Origin of the sequence: Nonomuraea sp. NPDC005650 (assembly GCF_040605375.1) — a bacterium.
Taxonomy (GTDB): Bacteria; Actinomycetota; Actinomycetes; order Streptosporangiales; family Streptosporangiaceae; genus Nonomuraea.
Window position 1 is genome coordinate 133,169 of the sequence record NZ_JBEXCR010000035.1, and the last position, 19,756, is coordinate 152,924.

16 protein-coding genes are annotated in these 19,756 nt (G+C 72.1%); 9 read left to right on the top strand and 7 right to left on the bottom strand.

Annotated features, from left to right (window positions below):
* Positions 1-147 precede the first annotated feature (147 nt).
* The 4 genes from ABZS69_RS46050 to ABZS69_RS46065 are packed head-to-tail and all read left to right on the top strand — an operon-like array spanning position 148 to position 4,934.
* Positions 148-1,905, top strand: coding sequence for an ABC transporter ATP-binding protein (locus tag ABZS69_RS46050; RefSeq protein WP_355384559.1), 1,758 nt, complete (start codon positions 148-150; stop codon positions 1,903-1,905).
* Positions 1,902-3,662, top strand: coding sequence for an ABC transporter ATP-binding protein (locus tag ABZS69_RS46055; RefSeq protein ID WP_355384562.1), 1,761 nt, complete (start codon positions 1,902-1,904; stop codon positions 3,660-3,662). Before ABZS69_RS46050 ends, ABZS69_RS46055 begins: the two co-directional genes overlap by 4 nt.
* Positions 3,663-3,717: 55 nt before the next feature.
* Entirely contained in the window at positions 3,718-4,554 is an 837-nt protein-coding gene (locus ABZS69_RS46060) for an NAD-dependent protein deacetylase (RefSeq protein WP_355384565.1), read from the top strand.
* A gap of 5 nt (positions 4,555-4,559) precedes the next feature.
* Complete coding sequence (locus tag ABZS69_RS46065) at positions 4,560-4,934, top strand: YchJ family protein (RefSeq protein ID WP_355384568.1); 375 nt, start codon at positions 4,560-4,562, stop codon at positions 4,932-4,934.
* A gap of 4 nt (positions 4,935-4,938) precedes the next feature.
* Here ABZS69_RS46065 and ABZS69_RS46070 read toward each other — a convergent pair whose 3' ends face one another.
* From ABZS69_RS46070 to ABZS69_RS46090, 5 genes are all read right to left on the bottom strand, one after another.
* Positions 4,939-5,772: an SAM-dependent methyltransferase gene (locus ABZS69_RS46070; RefSeq protein ID WP_355384571.1), complete on the bottom strand. Its 834-nt coding sequence runs from the start codon at positions 5,770-5,772 to the stop codon at positions 4,939-4,941.
* A gap of 121 nt (positions 5,773-5,893) precedes the next feature.
* The gene (locus ABZS69_RS46075; protein ID WP_355384574.1) at positions 5,894-6,889 is read right to left on the bottom strand and encodes a LacI family DNA-binding transcriptional regulator; all 996 of its coding nucleotides are present in this window, start codon (positions 6,887-6,889) and stop codon (positions 5,894-5,896) included.
* A complete protein-coding gene (locus tag ABZS69_RS46080) occupies positions 6,886-7,743 on the bottom strand; it encodes a carbohydrate ABC transporter permease (RefSeq protein WP_355384577.1) in 858 nt (285 codons plus the stop codon). The genes ABZS69_RS46075 and ABZS69_RS46080 overlap by 4 nt, the downstream gene beginning before the upstream one ends.
* The gene (locus ABZS69_RS46085) at positions 7,743-8,627 is read right to left on the bottom strand and encodes a sugar ABC transporter permease (protein ID WP_355384580.1); all 885 of its coding nucleotides are present in this window, start codon (positions 8,625-8,627) and stop codon (positions 7,743-7,745) included. Before ABZS69_RS46085 ends, ABZS69_RS46080 begins: the two co-directional genes overlap by 1 nt.
* Positions 8,624-9,940, bottom strand: a complete 1,317-nt coding sequence (locus tag ABZS69_RS46090) for an extracellular solute-binding protein (protein ID WP_355384583.1) — start codon at positions 9,938-9,940, stop codon at positions 8,624-8,626. The genes ABZS69_RS46085 and ABZS69_RS46090 overlap by 4 nt, the downstream gene beginning before the upstream one ends.
* Positions 9,941-10,119: 179 nt before the next feature.
* On the opposite strand from ABZS69_RS46090, the gene ABZS69_RS46095 reads away from it, so the two are divergent.
* The 5 genes from ABZS69_RS46095 to ABZS69_RS46115 all read left to right on the top strand — a co-directional run bounded on the left by ABZS69_RS46095 (position 10,120) and on the right by ABZS69_RS46115 (position 15,949).
* On the top strand, positions 10,120-12,102 hold the full coding sequence (locus ABZS69_RS46095) for a beta-galactosidase (RefSeq protein WP_355384586.1): 1,983 nt from the start codon (positions 10,120-10,122) through the stop codon (positions 12,100-12,102).
* An 11-nt stretch (positions 12,103-12,113) separates the two neighbouring features.
* Positions 12,114-13,211, top strand: a complete 1,098-nt coding sequence (locus ABZS69_RS46100; RefSeq protein WP_355384589.1) for an arabinogalactan endo-1,4-beta-galactosidase — start codon at positions 12,114-12,116, stop codon at positions 13,209-13,211.
* Positions 13,212-13,282: 71 nt separating this feature from the next.
* Positions 13,283-13,933 (top strand): nitroreductase family protein, encoded by a 651-nt coding sequence (locus tag ABZS69_RS46105; RefSeq protein WP_355384592.1) that lies wholly within the window; start codon positions 13,283-13,285, stop codon positions 13,931-13,933.
* Between the two features lie 104 nt (positions 13,934-14,037).
* Complete coding sequence (locus tag ABZS69_RS46110; RefSeq protein WP_355384595.1) at positions 14,038-15,063, top strand: hypothetical protein; 1,026 nt, start codon at positions 14,038-14,040, stop codon at positions 15,061-15,063.
* A 55-nt stretch (positions 15,064-15,118) separates the two neighbouring features.
* Positions 15,119-15,949, top strand: a complete 831-nt coding sequence (locus ABZS69_RS46115; RefSeq protein ID WP_355384598.1) for an SAM-dependent methyltransferase — start codon at positions 15,119-15,121, stop codon at positions 15,947-15,949.
* A gap of 11 nt (positions 15,950-15,960) precedes the next feature.
* Here the strand turns inward: ABZS69_RS46115 and ABZS69_RS46120 are convergent, their stop codons facing one another.
* Together ABZS69_RS46120 and yicI are read right to left on the bottom strand one after the other, a co-directional pair.
* Positions 15,961-17,346 carry a GH1 family beta-glucosidase gene (locus ABZS69_RS46120; protein WP_355384601.1) on the bottom strand — a complete coding sequence of 462 codons (1,386 nt, stop codon included), beginning with the start codon at positions 17,344-17,346 and terminating at the stop codon, positions 15,961-15,963.
* Between the two features lie 8 nt (positions 17,347-17,354).
* Entirely contained in the window at positions 17,355-19,646 is a 2,292-nt protein-coding gene (gene yicI / locus ABZS69_RS46125) for an alpha-xylosidase (protein ID WP_355384604.1), read from the bottom strand.
* Positions 19,647-19,756: the final 110 nt, after the last annotated feature.

A 19,756-nucleotide genomic window follows, 5' to 3' on the forward strand; every position in this document is an offset into this window, starting at 1 on the left:
GGGAGCGGATAAATCGGTTGCCCCGGCTCGCGCAGGGCTGGTGTACTGCCCCGGAGCAAGCCCGTCGGATCGGTAGGAGGCGCGCGATGAGGACAGCGTTCATGTCCCGCCAGAGCCAAGAGACCTCCTATCCAAAGGGCATGACGTTTGTCGTCGAGACCGTTCGACCCGGGGACCCACCCGCATAGCACCTCCGTCCTGCGCCTGCTGCGCCCAGGACCCCGACAGACGGCCGCGCTCGCTGCGGCCGTCGCCGCCGCCACCGCGCTCCCGCTGGCGGCGCCGCAGATCACCCGCCGCTTCGTGGACGACGCCGCCGGCGGCGCGAGCATCAGACACCTGACCATGATCGCCCTCGGCTACCTGGCGCTCGCCGTCGCCGGCCAGGCCGCCAGGATGGTCACCGCGTGGCTGGCCAGCCGCCTGGCCTGGGACGGCACCAACCGCCTGCGCGAGCGCCTGGCCCAGCACGCGCTCGGGCTGGACCTGGCCTTCCACGGCCGGCACACGCCCGGCGAGATGATCGAACGCGTGGACGGCGACGTGGTGGCCGTGGCCGACTTCGTCGTCGCGTTCCTCCTGGACGTCGTGGCCAGCGTGCTGCTCCTGGCCGGGGTGGTGGTCATCGTGGTCGGCGTCGACTGGCGCATCGGCTGCGCGCTGCTGGCCTACTGCCTGCTGATCGGGTTCGGGATGGCCCGGGCCCAGCGGCTGGCCGTGCCGTCCGCCGCCCGGTCGCGCGCGGCGAGCGCGCGGCTGTTCGGCATGCTGGAGGAACGGCTGGCCGGCGCGGAGGACCTCAGGGCCAACGGCGCAGGCGAGCACACCGTACGCCGCTTCCACCAGGTCAGCGCCGCCCTCTTCCGCGCCGAATTCAGGGACGCGCGCGTTGGGACCACGCTGCTGGCGGGCACGTCGGTGGCGTTCGCCGCGGGCACCGCGATCATGCTCGGGCTCGCCGCCTGGGCGCTGCGGTCGGGGACGCTCACGATCGGCACCGCCGTGCTGATCTTCCAGTACACGCTGATGGTACGCACGCCGTTCGAGCGGCTCATCGACCAGATCAGGCAGTACCAGGCGGCGCTGGCCGGCCTGGCCCGCATCGGGGACCTGCTGGCCGAGCGGCGCACGCTGCCCGAGGGCGCCCGGAGCCTGCCCGAGACCGGCCCGCTCGGCCTGCGCCTGGACGGCGTCGGCTTCGCCTACCCCGGCGACGACGAGCAGGTGCTGTCCGGCGTCACCCTCACGCTGGCCCCCGGCGAGACGCTCGGCCTGGTGGGACGCACCGGCAGCGGCAAGACCACGCTCGCCCGGCTGGCGCTGCGCCTGTACGACCCGACCGAGGGCGCCGTACGGGTCGGCGGGCTGGACCTGCGCGAGGCGGACGAGGCGTCCGTGCGGACGCGGATCGGCGTGGTCACCCAGGACGTGCAGCTCTTCGCGGCGAGCCTGCGCGACAACCTGACGCTCTTCCGGCCCCGGCGACCGGACGCGCCGGGGGACGAGCTGCTGCGCGAGGTCCTGCACGGCGTCGGGCTCGGCGACTGGCTGGCCGCCCTGCCCGACGGACTCGACACCGAGCTGCGCGCGGTGTCGGCGGGGGAGGCGCAGCTCATCGCGTTCGCCCGCGCGTTCCTGGCCGACCCCGGGCTCGTCGTGCTCGACGAGGCGTCCAGCCGGCTCGACCCCGCCACCGAGCGCCGCATCGAGCAGAGCATCGACCGCCTGCTCGACGGCCGGACCGGCGTGATCATCGCGCACCGCCTGTCCTCGCTGTCGCGCGTGGACAAGATCGCCGTGCTCGACCACGGCAAGATCGTCGAGTACGGCCGCCGCGCCGACCTCGCCGCCGACCCCGGCAGCAGGTTCGGGCGCCTGCTCGACCTGGCGGGGGTGAGCCGGTGAAGCCGGTGATGCTGGTGGCCACCAGGCTGGCCACGTTCGACTTCCGGCGTTTCCTCATCGGCGCGCTGCTCTGGCTGCCGGTCCACGTCATCCCGATCGCGAGCGGCCTCGTCCTGCAGCGGATCTTCGACGGGCTCGGCGGCGACCTGGGCTGGGCGCTGTGGTTGTGCGCGGCGTTCGTGGGCGTGGAGGTCGCACGGGGGCTGATGATCGTCATCGCGTGGACGTACGGGGTCTACTGGTGGGCCGCGTCGGCCACCCTGCTGCGCGCCAACACCCTGCGCTCCGTCCTCACCGCCCGCGGCCCCGCCGCGGCGCGGCTGCCGCACTCGTCCGGCGAGTCCGTCGCCCGCCTGCGGGACGACGTGGCCGACGCGGTCGACTTCACCGACGAGAGCGTCAACCTGGCCGGGACGACGCTCTTCGCCGCCGCCGCGCTGGCGATCATGGCGTACGTCGACCCCGTCATCACGCTGGTGCTGGTGCTGCCGATGATCGCGATCGGCGTGCTGAGCCGGCTCATGCGGCGGACCATCGGGCGGCTGCACCGGCGGGCCAGGACGCTCGGCGCGGCCGTGACGGCGTACGTGGGCGAGATCTTCGGCGGCGTGCTCGCGATCAAGACCGCGGGGGCCGAGGCGGCGGCGCTGGAGCGGCTGCGCGAGCACAACCGGCGGCGGCGCGCCGCCGCCGTGAAAGACCGCCTGGCCACCGACCTGCTGGACGCCACAACCGGCGCGACCGTCGAGCTCGGCATCGGGCTCGTCCTGCTGCTGGCCGCCCCCGCGATGCGCGGCGGCGAGTTCACGGTGGGCGACCTCGCGCTGTTCACCAGCTACATCGGCTGGCTGACCGCCCTGCCCCGGTCGATCGGCACCATCCTCTACCGCCTGCCGCAGGCGGCGGTCGCCACGGACCGGCTCACCCGGCTGATGGCGCCGCACGAGAGCGCCGACGACCTGTCGCGCGGCGCCGACGTCTGGCTGCGCCGCGACCCGCCGGCCGTTCCGGCCGTGCCCCGGCACTCCGGGCCGCTGCGGGTGTTCGAGGCGCGCGGGCTGAGCGCGGGCGGGGTGCGGGGGATCGACCTGCGCGTCGAGCGCGGCTCGTTCACGGTCGTCACCGGCGCGGTCGGCTCGGGCAAGACCACCCTGGTACGCGCCCTGCTCGGCCTGCTGCCGCTGGACGAGGGCACGATCTCGTGGAACGGCGAGCCCGTCGGCGACCCCGGCACGTTCCTCGTCCCCGGCCGGGCGGCATACGCGAGCCAGGTCCCGAGGCTGTTCTCCGAGACCCTGCGCGAGAACCTGCTCCTCGGCCGGCCCGCGACCGACGCCGAGATCGCGCGGGCGCTGGAGCTGGCCGCGTTCGAGCCGGACCTGGCCGCCATGCCCGACGGGCTCGACACGGTGGTGGGGCCGCGCGGGGTGCGGCTGTCCGGCGGGCAGGTGCAGCGGGCCACCGCCGCGCGCGCCCTCGTACGCGATCCCGACCTGCTGGTCGTGGACGACCTGTCGTCCGCGCTCGACGTCGAGACCGAGCGGCTCCTGTGGGAGCGCATCGCCGGCCACGGCACCCTGCTGGTCGTCTCCCACCGGCAGGCCGCGCTCGAACGCGCCGACCAGATCGTCGTGCTCGACCGCGGCCGGGTCGCGGGGCGCGGGCGGCTCGGCGAACTGCTGGAGAGCTGCCCGGAGATGCGGCGGCTGTGGAGCGCCGAGCGGATCGCCGAGGCCGAGGAACGCACGGGGGACTGAGCGTGGCCGCCCGTCCCCAGGGCCGGGGGACGGGCGGGCGCGGAGATCAGGCACCATGGATGGTGTGACAGTGACACGACTGGCCGAGCTGGTCGCCGGGGGAGGCGTGGCCGTGCTCAGCGGCGCGGGCCTGTCGACCGAGTCCGGCATCCCCGACTACCGGGGGCCGACCGGCCGGGCCCGGCCGGCGGAGCCGATGACCTACCAGCGCTTCACCGGCAGCGCGGAGGCGCGGCAGCGATACTGGGCGCGCAGCCACGTCGGCTGGCGGCAGATCGGCCGGGCCCTGCCCAACGCCGGCCATCGGGCCGTGGCCGAGCTGGAGCGGCGCGGGCTGCTGGCCGGCATCGTCACCCAGAACGTCGACGGCCTGCACCAGGCGGCCGGGGCGCGGCGGGTGATCGAGCTGCACGGCGGGCTCGACCGGGTGGTGTGCCTGTCGTGCCGCGAGCGCACGCCCCGCGCCGACCTGGAGCGGCGGCTGCGGGCGGCCAACCCCGGCTGGGAAGCCGCCGCCGCCCGGATCAACCCCGACGGCGACGCCGTGCTCACCGACGCGCAGGTCGCCGGGTTCCAGGTGGTCGGCTGCACGGCGTGCGGCGGGCTGCTCAAGCCCGACGTGGTGTTCTTCGGCGAGAACGTGCCCCGCGCCCGCGTGGACGAGTGCTTCGCCCTGGTCGCGGGCGCGCACCTGCTGCTGGTGCTGGGGTCGTCGTTGACGGTCAGGTCGGGGCTGCGGTTCGTCACCAAGGCCGCCTCGCTCGGCATCCCCATCGCCATCGTCAACCAGGGGGCGACCGGCGGCGACGCCGACGCCTCGCTCACCCTGGACGCCCCGCTCGGGCCCACGCTGACCGACCTCACGGGGCGGCTGCCGGTCCCGGCACAATAGGGGTCATGCCTCGTACATGCCCGTGCGGCCTGCCCGCCCCCTACCAGGACTGCTGCGGCAGGCTCCACCGGGGTGAGGCGGCGGCCGCCACCGCCGAGCAGCTCATGCGGTCCCGATACAGCGCGTTCGGCGTGGGCGACGCCGCCTACCTGCTGCGCACGTGGCACCCGTCCGCGCGTCCCGCCCGGCTCGACCTGGACAGGAAGACGCGCTGGGTGCGGCTGGAGGTGCTGGAGACGACGGGCGGCAGCGTCGTCCACACCGAGGGCACGGTGCGCTTCCGCGCCCACTACGTCGAACGCGGCCGTCCGGGGGAGCTGGAGGAGCACAGCAGGTTCGTCCGTCTCGACGGCCGCTGGGTGTACTCGGGCGCGCTGTGACCCCTCACCGGGGCTTGCGCGCGACGCCGCCGAGCAGGGTGTGATGGGCGACGCCGGGGCGGGCGCCGTCGTCGGGGTGCGGCCGCCATTCAGGGAGCGGTACGAGCCCGGGCTCCAGCAGCTCCAGGCCGTCGAAACAGGCGAGGATCTCCTCGCGGGTGCGCCACCGGCCCGTGCCCAGGGTCTCGTGGAACAGCTTCTCGGCCGAGTACGCCTGGGCTGACGCCTCGGGGTGGTCCATGCCCGGATTGTGGAAGTGGGAGACGGCCAGGTGGCTGCCAGGCGGGAGGCGGGCCATCAGGTGGGTGGCGACCCCGGCCGGGTTCTCGTGGTCGCCCAGGTGGTGCAGGACGCCGAACATCAGCAGCCCGACCGGCTCGCCGAAGTCGATGAGGCGCCGGGTCTCCGGATCGTCGAGGACCGCGTCCGGGTCCCTGACATCCGCCTCGACGACCGTGGTCCGGGCGTTCACGGCCAGCAGCGCGCGGGCGTGGACCAGCACGATCGGGTCGTGGTCGACGTAGACGACCCGGCTGCCGGGGGCGGCCGACTGGGCGATCTCGTGCACGTTCTCCTGCGCCGGCAGCCCCGCGCCGAGGTCCAGGAACTGGCGCAGACCGGCCTCCGCCGCCAGGAACCTGATCACGCGCCCGAGGAACTCCCGGTTCGCCCGCGCCGCCTCAGGCGCGTCGGGGGCGATCTCCAGCGCCCGCAGCGCCGTCCGGCGATCCGCCTCGTAGTTGTCCTTGCCGCCGAGCATGAAGTCGTAGACGCGGGAGGCGTTGGGGCTGGAGGTGTTCACTCGACGCGGCGCGCGCTTCGGCCAAGGGTCGGCCAAGGGTCGGCTCCTTCGGGTACGCACCGTGGTGCGGAGGTGGCGTATAGCGATCATAGTGCCGCGAGCAGCCAAGATTCCGCAATAGTGGTAAATGCCGGTCAGGAAGTTGGGTCAACACTTGTCAGGCCGACTCGCGGATCACCAGCTCGGTCGGCAGTATGACCGGCTCCACGTGCTCGGCGCCGTCGATGAGCGCCAGCAGCAGGCGTACGGTCTCCTGGGCCACCTCCGCCAGCGGCTGGCGGATCGTGGTCAGCGGCGGGTGCGTCGAGAGGGCCACCGAGGAGTCGTCGAAGCCGCCCACCGCCACGTCGTCCGGCACGCCGCGACCGGCGGCCCGCAGGGCGGCCAGGGCGCCGGCGGCCATCAGGTCGGAGGCCACGAAGACGGCGTCGATGTCGGGCGTGCGGGCCAGCAGCTCGGTCATCGCGCGCTCGCCGCTGGCCCGCGTCCAGTCGCCGTGCGCGATGAGCTTCTTGGTCGCCTTGCGGCCCAGCACGTCGGCGAAGCCTTCGAGGCGCTGGATGCCGCCGGGGGTGTCCATCGGGCCGGTGATCATGGCGATGCGCCTGCGGCCCTGGTTCACGAAGTATTCGGTCATCTGGCGCCCGCCCAGGCGCTCGTCGGCGGCGGCGTACGGGATGACGCCCTCGCTGCCGATGACGGCGCCGCAGGAGACCGCGGGCGGCCCCGAACGCAGCGCGTCGATGAACGGGTCGCCGGCGTGCGTCGACATCAGCAACACCCCGTCGGCGTGGCCGCCCCGGACGTAGCGGACCACCCGCTCGCGGTCGCCCTCGTCGCCCGCCAGCATCATCACCAGCGACAGGTCCCGCTCGGCGAGCATCCTGATGGCGACCCGGATGGTCGTGCTGTAGTTGGGGTCCTCGAACAGCTTTTCCTGCGGCTCCGACAGCACCATCGCGATCGACCCGGTGCGCTGGGTGACGAGGCTGCGGGCGGCCCGGTTGACGACGTAGCCGGTCTCCGAGATGGCCCGCTCGATGGCCACGCGCGCCGCCGGGCTCACGTACTTGTCGCCGTTGAGCAGCCGCGACACCGTGCCGCGGGAGACGCCCGCGGCGGCGGCGACGTCGTGGATCGTTGGGCGCTTCATTTGACGGCTCCGGAGGACAGATCGGTCTTCCAGTATCGCTGCATCGTGAGGAAGAGCGCGATCAAGGGGATCAGCGACAGGAAGGCCCCGGTCAGGATCAGGTTGTAGAGGGCGGGCTGGTTCGCCCCGGACGCCAGCAGCGTGAAGAGCCCGACGGTGAGCGGGAACTTGCCGTCGTCGCCGAGCATGATGAACGGCAGCAGGAAGTTGTTCCAGATGGCCACGAACTGGAACAGGAAGATCGTCACCATGCCCGGCGTCATCAGCGGCAGGGCCACCCGGTACATCAGGCGCCACTCCGTGGCCCCGTCGATCCGCCCCGCCTCCAGCAGCGAGTCGGGGATGGCCGCCGCCGCGTAGATGCGGGCCAGATAGATGCTGTACGGGTGCAGGATCTGCGGCAGCAGTACGGCCCAGTAGGTGTCGGCCAGCCCGACCTTGGAGAACAGCAGGTACTGCGGGATCGCCAGCACCACGGCCGGCACGAGGATGCCGCCGATGAGCAGGTTGAAGATGAGGTTCCGGCCGGGGAAGCGGAACTTCGCCAGCGCGTACCCCGAGATCGCCGAGACCGCGGTCGACAGCAGCGCGCCGCCGCCCGCGTACAGCAGCGTGTTGCCCGCCCACAGCCAGAACACCCCGTCCCGGTAGGCGAACAGCTGGGACACGTTGTCGAGGAAGCCGGTGCCGAAGGCCAGCGTCGAGGTGGTGAACAGCTCGCCCGGCGACTTGGTCGCCGCGATCAGCACCCAGAGCACCGGGAACAGGCAGTAGATCGCGCCGAGCAGGAGCAGCCCGGTCGGGGCCACCCCCCACGGCTCGCGCGCGGCCGTCGCGCGGTGTGTCGTGGTCATCAGCCCTCCCCGAAGGCGCGGTTGCGGACCACGCGCAGGAACCCGAACGACAGGACGAGCGAGATCGCCGCGATGACGATCGAGGTGGCGGCGGCCGAGTACAGGTCGCCGGTGACGAACGCGTCGCGGTAGACCTTCATGAGCGGGCTCCACGTGGAGCTGATCGTGTTGGTCAGCGGCCGCAGCGTGGTGGGCTCGGTGAACACCTGGATGGTCGCGATGATCGAGAAGACGGTGGTCAGGATGATCGCCGGGGTGAGGATCGGGATCTTCACCCGCAGGGCGATCTGGAGCTCGGAGGCGCCGTCCAGCCGCGCGGCCTCGTACAGGTCGCGCGGGATCGCCCGGAGCGTGGTGTAGAGCACGAGCATGTTGAAGCCGGTCCCGCCCCACACCGCCACGTTCGCCATGGAGTACGTGACGGTGCTCGCGCCGAGGAAGTCGACGTCCAGGACGTCCTTGATGGGGCTGAGCGAGGGCAGGTAGAGGAAGCCCCACAGCAGCGTGGCGGCCACGCCCGGCACCGCGTACGGCAGGAAGATCGCGATCCGGGAGAACCGGGCCAGCCGCACCCGCGCCGAGTCCAGCAGCAGCGCGAACAGCAGGGCCAGCCCGAGCATCACGACCAGCACCAGCGCGCCGTAGCCGAGCACCCGCAGCCAGCCGTGCCACAGCTCGGGGTCGGACAGGGCGGCGGAGAAGTTGTCGAACCCGACGAAGACCTCTTTCCGTGCGCCCCTGCCCAGCCCGAGCCCGGACACCTTGGTACGGTGCATCGCCAGCCAGACGGTGTACCCGATGGGCACCGCGAGGAAGAGCGTGAACAGCACGATCGCGGGGGTCAGGAACAGGTACGGCCACGCCCCCCTCCCGGACTTCTTCATGAGGCGATCTGGAAGCCGGACTTGCGCATGTCGGCGACGGTCGCGTCCTGGACGGCCTGGATCGCGTCGGAGAACGATGACTTGTTCTGCACGGCCTTGTCGAAGTTGTCCCTGAAGGCGTTGTACGTCGCGCCGACGTTCGGGCCGAAGGTGAAGCCGCGCGCGACGGCGGAGACGGCGGCGGCCTGCTGCCAGAAGTCGGGCTGGTTGGAGAAGTAGTCGGGGGCCTGGCCGAGCGCCGACTGGGCCTTGGTGGCGGCCGGGTAGATGGCGGCCTCCTTGACCAGCAGGTCCAGGGCGGCGGGGTCGGTGTTCATCCAGGTGACGAACTGGGCGGCGGCGGCCCTGTTCGGCGTCTTGGCGGACACGGCCGTGGAGGAGCCGCCCCAGAAGCCGCTGAAGTTCTCGCCCGCGTTCCACTGCGGCAGCGGCGCGGCGGCCCACGCGCCCTTGGCCTTGGGTGCGTTGGTGGCCAGCACGCCCGGCGCCCAGACCGCGGACGGCCAGGTCAGCAGCTTGCCGTCGTTGAGTGCCTTGTTCCATTCGGGGGTGAAGAACGGCATGTCGTCGATGACGCCCTCCTTGACCAGGCCGCCCCAGTAGTCGGCGACCTTCTTGGTGGGCTCGTCGGCGACGTTCACCTTCCAGGACTCGCCGCTGATCGACCACCACTGGGCTCCGGCCTGCTGGGCCAGGCCCGTGAACGCTCCCGGATCCTTGCTGGAGAACGTGCCGAGGTACGCCTTCGGGTCCTTCTTGTGCACCGTGCGCGCGGCGTCGGCGTACTCCTGCCAGGTCTTGGGGACCGCGATGCCGTACTTGTCGAACAGGTCCTTGCGGTAGAAGAGCATCATCGGGCCGCTGTCCTGCGGCACGCCGTACACGCCTTCGGTGCCGAGCGTGACCAGGCCCCACAGGCCCTCGGCGAACTCGCCCTTGATCGAGGCGGTCTCGGCCTTGATGTCGGCCACCGCGTCGGCCGCCACGAACGAGGGCAGGTGCTGGTACTCGGCCTGCACCAGGTCCGGCGGGTTGCCGGCCTTGGCCGCGGTGAGGAACTTGGCCGCCGCGTCGTCGCCGCCCGCCTGCTTGCTGACCGTCACCTGGATGTCCGGGTGCGACTGGTTCCAGACGGCGGCGATCTTGTCCATGTTGGGGGCCCAGGTCCAGTACGTCAGCTTGACCGGTCCCTTGGCGGCGGCCGTGGGGCCCTGCGCCGCCTCGGTGCTCTTGGCGGGTTCGCTGGACCCGCAACTCGCGAGAGTGGCCGTGAGCACGACGGCCAGGGCGGCTCCGAGGCGGTTGGCGCGCATGCGTACCTCCAGAAGGTTCTGTGAACGTGCACAGAGTGAAACAGGCGCGAAACGTGCGTCAAGGGGTCGTTATGTTCTCGTTAATCAGCCATTATCGGGAGAAGTGAGGGCGGCTGTTCCCGGAGGAGGCGGGCGAGCGCTACTGTGCACGTTCACAGAAAGCTTCAAAAGGGGGACGGATGTACCCGGAGCGTCCTGCCGGCATCGCCTTCGGTGGCGACTACAGCCCGGAGCAGTGGCCACGCGAGGTCCTGGAGGAGGACGTGGCCCTGATGCGCGAGGCCGGGGTCAACCTGGTCAGCCTGGGCATGTTCGCGTGGGCGCTGATGGAGCCGGCGGAGGGGCGCTACGAGTTCGGCTGGCTGGACGAGATCGTCGACCGGTTGCACGAGGCCGGGGTCGCGGTCGACCTGGCCACGCCGACCGCCGCGCCGCCCGCGTGGTTCATCCGGAAATATCCGGATGTGCTGCCGGTGACCAGGGAGGGGACGCGGATCGGGTTCGGCGGCAGGCAGAGCGCCTGCTCCAGCGCCCCGGCCTTCCGGGAGGCGACCGCGCGGCTGGTGCGCGCGCTGGGCGAGCACTACCGCGGGCATCCGGCCGTGGTCATGTGGCACGTGCACAACGAGTACGGGGCGCCGCTCGGCGAGTGCTACTGCGAGCACAGCGTGGCCGCCTGGCGGGACTGGCTCAAGGCCACGTATCGCGAGGTCTCCGCGTTGAACGACGCCTGGGGCGCCACGTTCTGGGGCCAGACGTACACCGACTGGGCGGAGATCGACGCCCCCCGTTTCAACCACACGGTCGTCAACCCGGCCCAGCGCCTCGACTACGCCCGCTTCAGCGACGGCCAGCACCGCGAGCACTACGCGCTCCAGCGCGACATCCTGCGCGAGCTCGCCCCCGGCATCCCCGTCACCACGAACTTCGCCGGCACCGTGAACTGCAAGTCCGCCGACCTGTGGCAGTGGGCCCGCGAGCTGGACGTGGTGGCCAACGACCACTACCTCAAGGCCGAGCGGCCGGACAACCACATCGACCTGGCCATGTCCGCCGACCTGGCCCGCTCGGTGGCGGGCGGCGCGCCGTGGATGCTCATGGAGCACTCGGCGGGGGCGGTCAACTGGCAGCCGCGCAACCTCGCCAAGCGCCCCGGCGAGATGCGCCGCAACAGCCTGGCGCACGTGGCCCGCGGTTCGGACAGCGTGCTGTTCTTCCAGTTCAGGGCCTCGCGGTTCGGCGCGGAGAAGTTCCACTCGGGGATGGTGCCGCACGCGGGGACCGACTCCGAGCAGTGGCGCGAGGTGGTCCGGCTGGGCGCCGACCTGCGCGGGCTCGCCGCTCTGCGGGGGAGCCGGGTACGGGCCGAGGTGGCGGTGGTCTGGGACTGGGAGTCGTACTGGGCGCTGGAGCTGGACTGGCGGCCGTCGGTGGACCTGACGTTCAGGGAGCGGATGGACGCCTTCTACGAGGCGCTGTGGCGGGAGCACGTCACGGTCGACTTCGTCCACCCTTCCGCCGATATTTCGGGATATCGGGTGGTGGTGGTGCCCAGCTCGTACCTGCTGACCGAGGCCTCCGCCAAGAACCTCCACCGATACGTGGAGGCGGGCGGCGACCTGCTCGTCTCCTACTTCTCCGGCATCGTGGACGAGTACGACGCCATCCACCCGGGCGCCCACCCCGGCGCGCTGCGCGAGCTGCTGGGCCTGTCGATCGAGGAGTTCCACCCGCTGCGCGAGCACGAGACGGTGACGCTGACGGGCGGCGACCAGGCCCGGATCTGGTCCGAGCGGGTCCGCCCGGCGGGCGCGGCCGCCGTACGGGACTTCGCCACCGGGCCCGACGCGGGACACCCCGCCGTCACCCGCCACGACCTGGGCGCGGGCAGCGCCTGGTACCTCGCCACCGCCCCACGGGGCAGCGGCCTGCGCGAACTGCTCGGCCAGGTGCTCGACCACGCGAACGTGTCCCGGCCGCGCGGCCTGCCCGACACCCTCGAACTGGTGCGCCGGGGCGGCCACGTCTTCCTGATCAACCACGGCGACGAGCCCGTGACGGTCGAGGGGGTGACCGGGACGAGCGTGTTCGACGGCGTACGGCACGAAGGATCGGTCACCGTCGCGCCCGGCGCGGTCACGGTCATCGCCCCCACCCCCTAGGGAGACCCTCGATGAGACGCATCCTGACCACGCTCCTGTTAGTCCTGGCGTCCCTGACCGTCGCGCACCCGGCACAGGCGGGGGTGCTGCGCATCAGGGGCGCGGACGTCTCCAGCCTCGCCAAGTCGGAGGCGTACGGCGGCGTCTACCGCGACGCCCGCGGCCACCGGGGCGACGCGCTGCGCATCCTGTCGGACGCCGGGCTCAACTACATCAGGCTCAAGGTCTGGGTGAACCCGGCCGACGGCTACAACACCAAGGCCCGGATTCTCGCGGTCGCCAAGCGGGCCAAGGCGCAGGGCATGAAGCTGCTGGTGGACTTCCACTACTCCGACACGTGGGCGGACCCGGGCAAGCAGTTCAAACCCGCCGCGTGGGAGCCGCTCACGCTCGACCAGCTCACGCAGGCCGTGTACGACCACACCTACGACGTGCTCGCCGCCCTGCGCCGCCAGGGCACCACGGCGGACATGGTGCAGGTGGGCAACGAGATCAACGGCGGCCTGCTCTGGCCGGACGGCTCCAACTCCGACTGGGCGAACACCGCCCGCCTGCTGAACGCCGGATATGACGCGGTCAAGCGGGTGTCGCGCTCGACCGAGGTCGTGCTGCACCTGGCCAACGGGGGCGACAACGGGCTCTACCGGTGGTGGTTCGACAACGCCGCCGCCCACGGCATCCGGTACGACGTGATCGGGCTGTCATACTACCCGTACTGGCACGGGACCCTGGAGACGTTCCAGGCCAACATCAACGACGTCGCCACCCGCTACGGGCGGCCGGTGGTCGTGGTGGAGACGGCGTACCCGTTCACGACGGGGGACGACGACGGCTGGCCGAACATCATCGTCTCGGCGGAGCCGTACCCCGGCTACCAGGCGACCCCGCAGGGCCAGGCCGCGATGCTGGCCAAGGTCGCCGACATCGTCCGCCAGGTCCCGGACGGGCTGGGGCTGGGCCTGTTCACCTGGGAGGCGACCTGGACGGGCGTCCAGGGCAACGGCTGGGACCCGGCGGACCCGTCGTCGGGCAACGGCTGGGAGAACCAGGCCCTGTTCGACTACGCCGACCGCGCCCTGCCCGCCCTGCGCGTCCTCGGCCACACCTGACCCGCGCGGCGGGAACCGCCGAGGTGGAGCGGACGCTTCGGATCACGCGGTCACGTTGACATGATGGCCGCATGACGATCGAACCGCTGAGCCCCGACGAGCTGCTCACCACCACGCGCAGCGTGCGCAAGCGTCTCGACCTCACCCGCCCCGTTCCTCTGGAGCTCGTACGCGAGTGCCTCGACGTCGCGCTCCAGGCGCCCAGCGGCGGCAACCGGCAGGGCTGGCACTGGATGGTGGTGACCGACCCCGAGCTGCGCAAGGCGATCGGCGGTTACTACGAGCGCTCGCACCAGGCGTACTTCGAGTCCGGCTCCTCCGCGCGGGCGCTGTTCCAGGACGACCCGGTCCGGGCGGCGCAGCAGCGGCGGGTGGGCGAGAGCTCGCTCTACCTGGCCGAGCACATGGGGGACGTGCCGGTGCTGGTGATCGGGTGCATCGCGGTGTCGGAGGGCGGGCTGCCCCAGGGGAACCAGTCCGGGTTGTGGGGGTCGCTGCTGCCCGCCGCCTGGAGCTACATGCTGGCCGCCCGCGCCCGCGGGCTGGGCACGGCGTGGACGACGCTGCACCTGGCGTACGAGAGCGAGGTCGCCGAGTTGCTCGGCATCCCCGGCGACGTCCGCCAGGGCGTGCTCATCCCGACCGCCTATTTCCTCGGCGAGACGTTCGGCCCCGCGAAGCGGCAGCCGCTCGACGAAGTGCTCCACGTCGATCGCTGGTAGACGCCCGCAAGTGCTCCACGTCGATCGCCGGTAGACGCACGCAAGTGCTTCACGTCGATCGCTCGTAGGCGCACAGTAGGAGGATCCGGGAGAAGGAGGCACCTGTGATCCTGCCGACGTCGCTGGTCGGGAGCTATCCCCAGCCAGAGTGGCTGATCGACCGCGCCAGGCTCGCCGGGCGATTCCCGCCGCGCGTGCGGGCCAGGGAGCTGTGGCGGATCCCGCCCGAGCGCCTCGCCCAGGCCCAGGACGACGCCACCGAGCTGGCGATCCGGGCCCAGGAGCGCGCCGGGCTGGACATCCTCACCGACGGCGAGATGCGCCGCGAGAGCTACTCCAACCACTTCGCCACCGCCCTGGAGGGCGTCGACCTCGACGACCCCGGCACGGCGCTCGACCGCAGCGGCCACCCGAACCCGGTGCCGCGCATCGTCGGCCCGATCCGCCGCCCGGCTCCCGTCCAGGTGGGCGACCTGCGGTTCCTGCGCGCGCACACCGATCGCCCGGTCAAGATGACGGTGCCGGGGCCGTTCACGATGAGCCAGCAGGCGCAGAACGACCACTACCCGGACGCCGAGGCCGCCGCGATGGACTACGCGGCGGCGGTCAACGCCGAGATCCGCGACCTGTTCGCCGCCGGGGCCGACATCGTGCAGATCGACGAGCCGTACATGCAGGCCAGGCCCGAGGCCGCGCGCGCCTACGGGCTGGCCGCGCTCAACGCCGCCCTCGACGGCGTCACCGGCACGACCGCGGTGCACATCTGCTTCGGGTACGCCGCCATCATCCACGAGCGGCCGGAGGCGTACTCGTTCCTGCCCGAGCTGGCCGGATGCCCGGTGCGGCAGGTGTCGATCGAGACCGCGCAGTCGGGGCTGGACCTCGGCGTGCTGTCCGACCTCAAGGACAAGACGATCATCCTCGGGGTGATCGACCTGTCCACGCCGGAGGTCGAGCCGGTCGAGGTGGTGGCCGGGCGGGTGCGCCGGGCGTTCGGGCACGTGTCGCCCGACCGGGTCGTCATCGCCACCGACTGCGGGATGAAATATCTGCCGCGCGAGTCGGCCGAGGGCAAGATGCGGGCAATGGCCGAAGCCGCCCGCCTCTTACGTCACGAAATATCGGCATAAGTCGGAGGTTGCCAATTAGGATCATGGCTCCACCCATCCGACCGAGGAGCCGACAGTGCCCGAGAGCGAGCAGGAGCGCGCGCCTCGCGGGATCGACACCACCAAGCCCAGTGTCTCCCGCGTCTATGACTACATGCTCGGCGGCAAGGACAACTACGAGATCGACCGCCAGGTGGCCGCGGCGGCTCTGAAGGTCGCGCCCGACGCGCCCGAGGCGGCCATGGCCAACCGGGAGTTCCTGCGGCGCACGGTCCACTTCCTGGCGGCAGAGGCGGGCATCCGCCAGTTCCTGGACATCGGCTCCGGCCTGCCGACGCAGGGCAACGTGCACGAGATCGCGCAGGCGGTGGCCCCGCACTCGCGCGTCGTCTACGTCGACCACGACCCGATCGTGCTCGTCCACGGCCGCGCGCTGCTCGCCGTGGACGCCAGCACCACGATCGTCGAGGCCGACGCCCGCGAGCCGGAGAAGATCCTCGACGATCAGAAGACGCGCTCGCTGATCGACTTCAGCGAGCCGGTCGGGCTGCTGATGTTCGGGATCCTGCACCACCTGGGCGACGGCGAGGACCCGGCCGGCGTCGCCGCCGCGCTCATCGGGCCGCTCGCCCCGGGCAGTCACGTGGTGATCTCGCACTTCCACAACCCGGGCGACGAGCACCCCGAGGTGTCGAAGCAGGCGTACGAGGCGGAGCGGATCTTCAACGAGCACCTCGGCACCGGCCGGTGGCGCACCCGCGAGGAGATCCTCGCCTACTTCGACGGTCTCGAACTGCTGGAGCCCGGCCTGGTGCCGCTGCCCGAGTGGCGCCCGGGCCCCGACGACCGCGCCACGCCGGGCATCACGTACCACACCTTCGTCGGAGGCGTGGCCCGCAAGCCGTAGGCCCGCCGGCCTCAGGCGGGCAGCTTGCCGGTGGCGACCACGTCGCGGTACCAGTGGGCGCTGTCCTTCCACGTGCGCTGGAGCGTGTCCGGGTCCACGCGGACGATCCCGAACCGCTTGGCGTACCCGTGCGCCCACTCGAAGTTGTCCATCAGCGACCACACGAAGTACCCGCGCACGTCGGCCCCGGCCGCGATCGCCTCGGCCACGGCGGACAGGTGCCGGTGCAGGTAGTCGACGCGCCGCTCGTCCCTGATCCGGCCGTCGGCGTCGACGACGTCGGCGAAGGCCGCGCCGTTCTCGGTGATCATCGTGGGCGTGGACGGGTAGTCGCGGTGCAGCCGCAGCAGCAGTTCGGTCAGGCCGGTCTCGTCGATGTTCCAGCCCATCTCGGTGTACGGGCCCGGCTGGGGGACGAACTCGACGTCGTCGCACGCGATCCACGGCGACGCAGTCCCGTCCTGGTGCCCGTCGGCGGTCGCCCGCGCGCTGTCCCCGTCCCACTGGCGGACCAGGGTGGGGTTGTAGTAGTTGACCCCGAGCAGGTCCAGCGGCTGACATGCGGTGGTCTCGTCGCCGTCGCGCACGAACGACCAGTCGGTCACGGCGGCGGTGTCGGCGATGAGGTCGCGCGGGTAGGCGCCCTCCAGCATGGGGCCGAGGAAGGCCCGGTTGGCCACCGCGTCCACGCGCCGGACGGCGTCGGCGTCGCGCTCGGACTCGCCGCGTACGTGGTGCAGGTTGAGGGTGACCGACATCTGGGCCGCCGGGTCGACGACCGCGCGCAGCGCCTGGACGGCCAGGCCGTGGCCGAGGTTCAGGTGGTGGACGGCGGCCAGGGCGGCGGCGGGCTCGGTCCTGCCGGGGGCGTGCACGCCGGAGGCGTAACCCAGGTAGGCCGAGCACCACGGCTCGTTCAGGGTGATCCAGGTGCGGACGCGGTCGCCGAGCGTGCGGCCCATGAGGTCGGCGTACTCGGCGAAGCGGTGGGCGGTGTCGCGGTTGGGCCAGCCGCCCGCGTCCTCCAGCTCCTGCGGCAGGTCCCAGTGGTAGAGGGTGGCGACGGGGGCGATGCCGCGCGCCAGCAGCCCGTCCACCAGCCGCGAGTAGAAGTCGAGCCCGGGCTGGTTCGCGCGCCCGCCCGGCTGGACGCGCGGCCAGGAGATCGAGAACCGGTACGCGCCCACGCCCAGGCCGGCGAGGATGTCCAGGTCCTCCTCCATCCGGTGGTAGTGGTCGCAGGCCACGTCACCGGTGTCGCCGTTGGTCACCAGTCCGGGGGTGTGGGAGAAGGTGTCCCAGATCGACGGGCCGCGGCCGTCCTCGTTCCAGGCGCCCTCGACCTGGTAGGCGGCGGTGGCGGTGCCCCACAGGAAGTTCTCGGGGAAGGCGGTCATGCTGCTCCTCACAGGGTGATCTCGATGTCGTCGGTGCCGGGCTCCGCGGTGACCCGCGGCCCGTCCGAAGTCTGGGGTCCGCCGTGCAGCCGCAGGCTCCACGGGGCGGCCGTGCCGGCCACGCGACGGGCGCTGACGCGGTCGCCCGTGCGTGACACCTCGAAGACGGCGCCGACGCCGCCGTCGGGAGCGGGCACGGGAGCGGGCACGGTGACGGTGCGGCGGGCGCCGTCGGCCGGCAGGTAGGCGTTCAGGGTGACGCCGTCGGCGTAGTCGTAGTCGGGCCGGTCGTCGCGGGCGCCCGTCGGCAGCACCGCGCCGGGCCGCACCAGCAGCGGCAGGCTGTCGAACCCGTGCCGCTCGGTACGCCACCCCGGCCCGGTGACGGTCGTGCCGTCCAGCAGCCGGGTCCAGGTCCCCTCCGGGACGTAATACGAAATATCACCATCAGCCGACATGACCGGCGCCACCAGCAGATCGGGCCCGAGCATGTACTGGGCGTCGAGGTGGTCGCAGCCCCGGTCCCCGGGGAACTCCAGCTGCATGGCCCGCATCATCGGCAGCCCCTCGGCCGCGGCCTCGACCGCGGCGCCGTACAGGTAGGGCATCAGCCGCGCCTTCAGCCGCGTGAACGAGCGCAGCACCTCGACCGACTCCTCGTCGAACAGCCACGGCACCCGGTACGAGCTGCTGCCGTGCAGCCGGCTGTGCGACGACAGCAGCCCGAACGCCACCCAGCGCTTGAACACGGCCGGATCGGGCCGCCCCTCGAACCCGCCGATGTCGTGGCTCCAGAACCCGAACCCGGCCAGCCCCAGGGACAGCCCGCCCCGCAGCGACTCGGCCATCGCCTCGTACGTCGACTCGCAGTCGCCGCCCCAGTGCACCGGCAGCCGCTGCCCGCCCACCGTGGCCGACCGGGCGAACTGCACGGGCGCGCCCCGCTCGGCCAGCACCCGGTGCACGGTCTCGTTGTAGAGCAGCGTGTAGTAGTTGTGCATGCGCTCGGGGTCGGCGCCGTCGGCGTAGGCGACGTCGGTGGGGATGCGCTCGCCGAAGTCGGTCTTGAACGCGTCCACCCCCATGTCGAGCAGCCCGCGCAGCTTGCCCGCGTACCACTCGCGGGCGGCCGGGGAGGTGAAGTCCACCAGCGCCCGGCCCGCCTGCCAGTGGTCGTCCTGCCAGACGGTGCCGTCCGGCCGGCGCAGCAGGTGCCCGGCCGCAGCCCCCTCGTCGAACAGCGGCGACGCCTGCCCGATGTACGGGTTGATCCACAGGCAGACGCGCAGCCCGCGCTCCTTGAGCCGCCGGACCATGCCCTCGGGGTCGGGGAACACCTCCGGGTCCCACTCGAAGTCGCACCACCGGTAGCGGCGCATCCAGAAGCAGTCGAAGTGGAACACGCTCAGCGGCAGGTCCCGCTCGGCCATCCCGTCCACGAACGAGGCCACCGTCACCTCGTCGTAGTCGGTGGTGAACGACGTGGACAGCCACAGCCCGAACGACCAGGCGGGCGGCAGCGCCGGGCGGCCGGTCAGCGCCGTGTAGCGGCGCAGGATGTCCTTGGGGGTGGGCCCGTGGATGACGAGGTACTCCAGGTCGTGGCCCTCGGCGCTGAACTGGACCCGCGACACCGACTCCGAGCCGACCTCGAACGACACCCGGCCGGGATGGTTGACGAACACGCCGTAGCCGCGGTTGGTGAGGTAGAAAGGGATGTTCTTGTAGGCCAGGTCGCTGCTGGTGCCGCCGTCCTCGTTCCAGATGTCGACGGACTGCCCGTTGCGCACGAGGGGGCCGAAGCGCTCGCCGAGCCCGTACACGAGCTCCCCGGCGCTCAGCCCGAGCTGCTCCACCATGTAGTGCCGGTCGGCGGGGTCGCGCATGACGCCCAGGCTCCTGCCGGCGCTGCGGGTCAGCTCACGCCCGTCCGCGCTGAAGGTCATCTCCCAGGGCGCGTCCCTGCGCACCCGCACGGTGAGCGCGCCGCTGGTCAGGCTCGCCTGCTCGCCGTCCACGGTGAGCTCCACGTCCGGGGCGTCGTCGCGCACCTGGAAGACCGGCGAGCCGGGGACGGATCCGGCGAAGTGCACCGTGCGGACGCGGATCACGTCCGGCATCGGGGACGACAGGTCCACCCGCAGCACCGGCCCGTCGATCGTGTGTCCCCGGTGGGTGATGGGCCTGGCCGGGGCCAGGATCCGCAGCGAGCCGGCGTCGGCGGTCACGTCGTGCGCCGCCGCGGCGTAGTCGGCCCGCACCCCGGGACGCAGCCGCCAGTAGCCGTCCTTGAACTTCATTCCGCTCCTTGGACGAGGGCCGCGACCGCCTGCGGCGCCAGCGTGACCTGGTGGTCCGCGGCCGTTCCGGTCAGCAGGTCGGTGGCCGGGTGGGGCAGCGGCACGTGCGC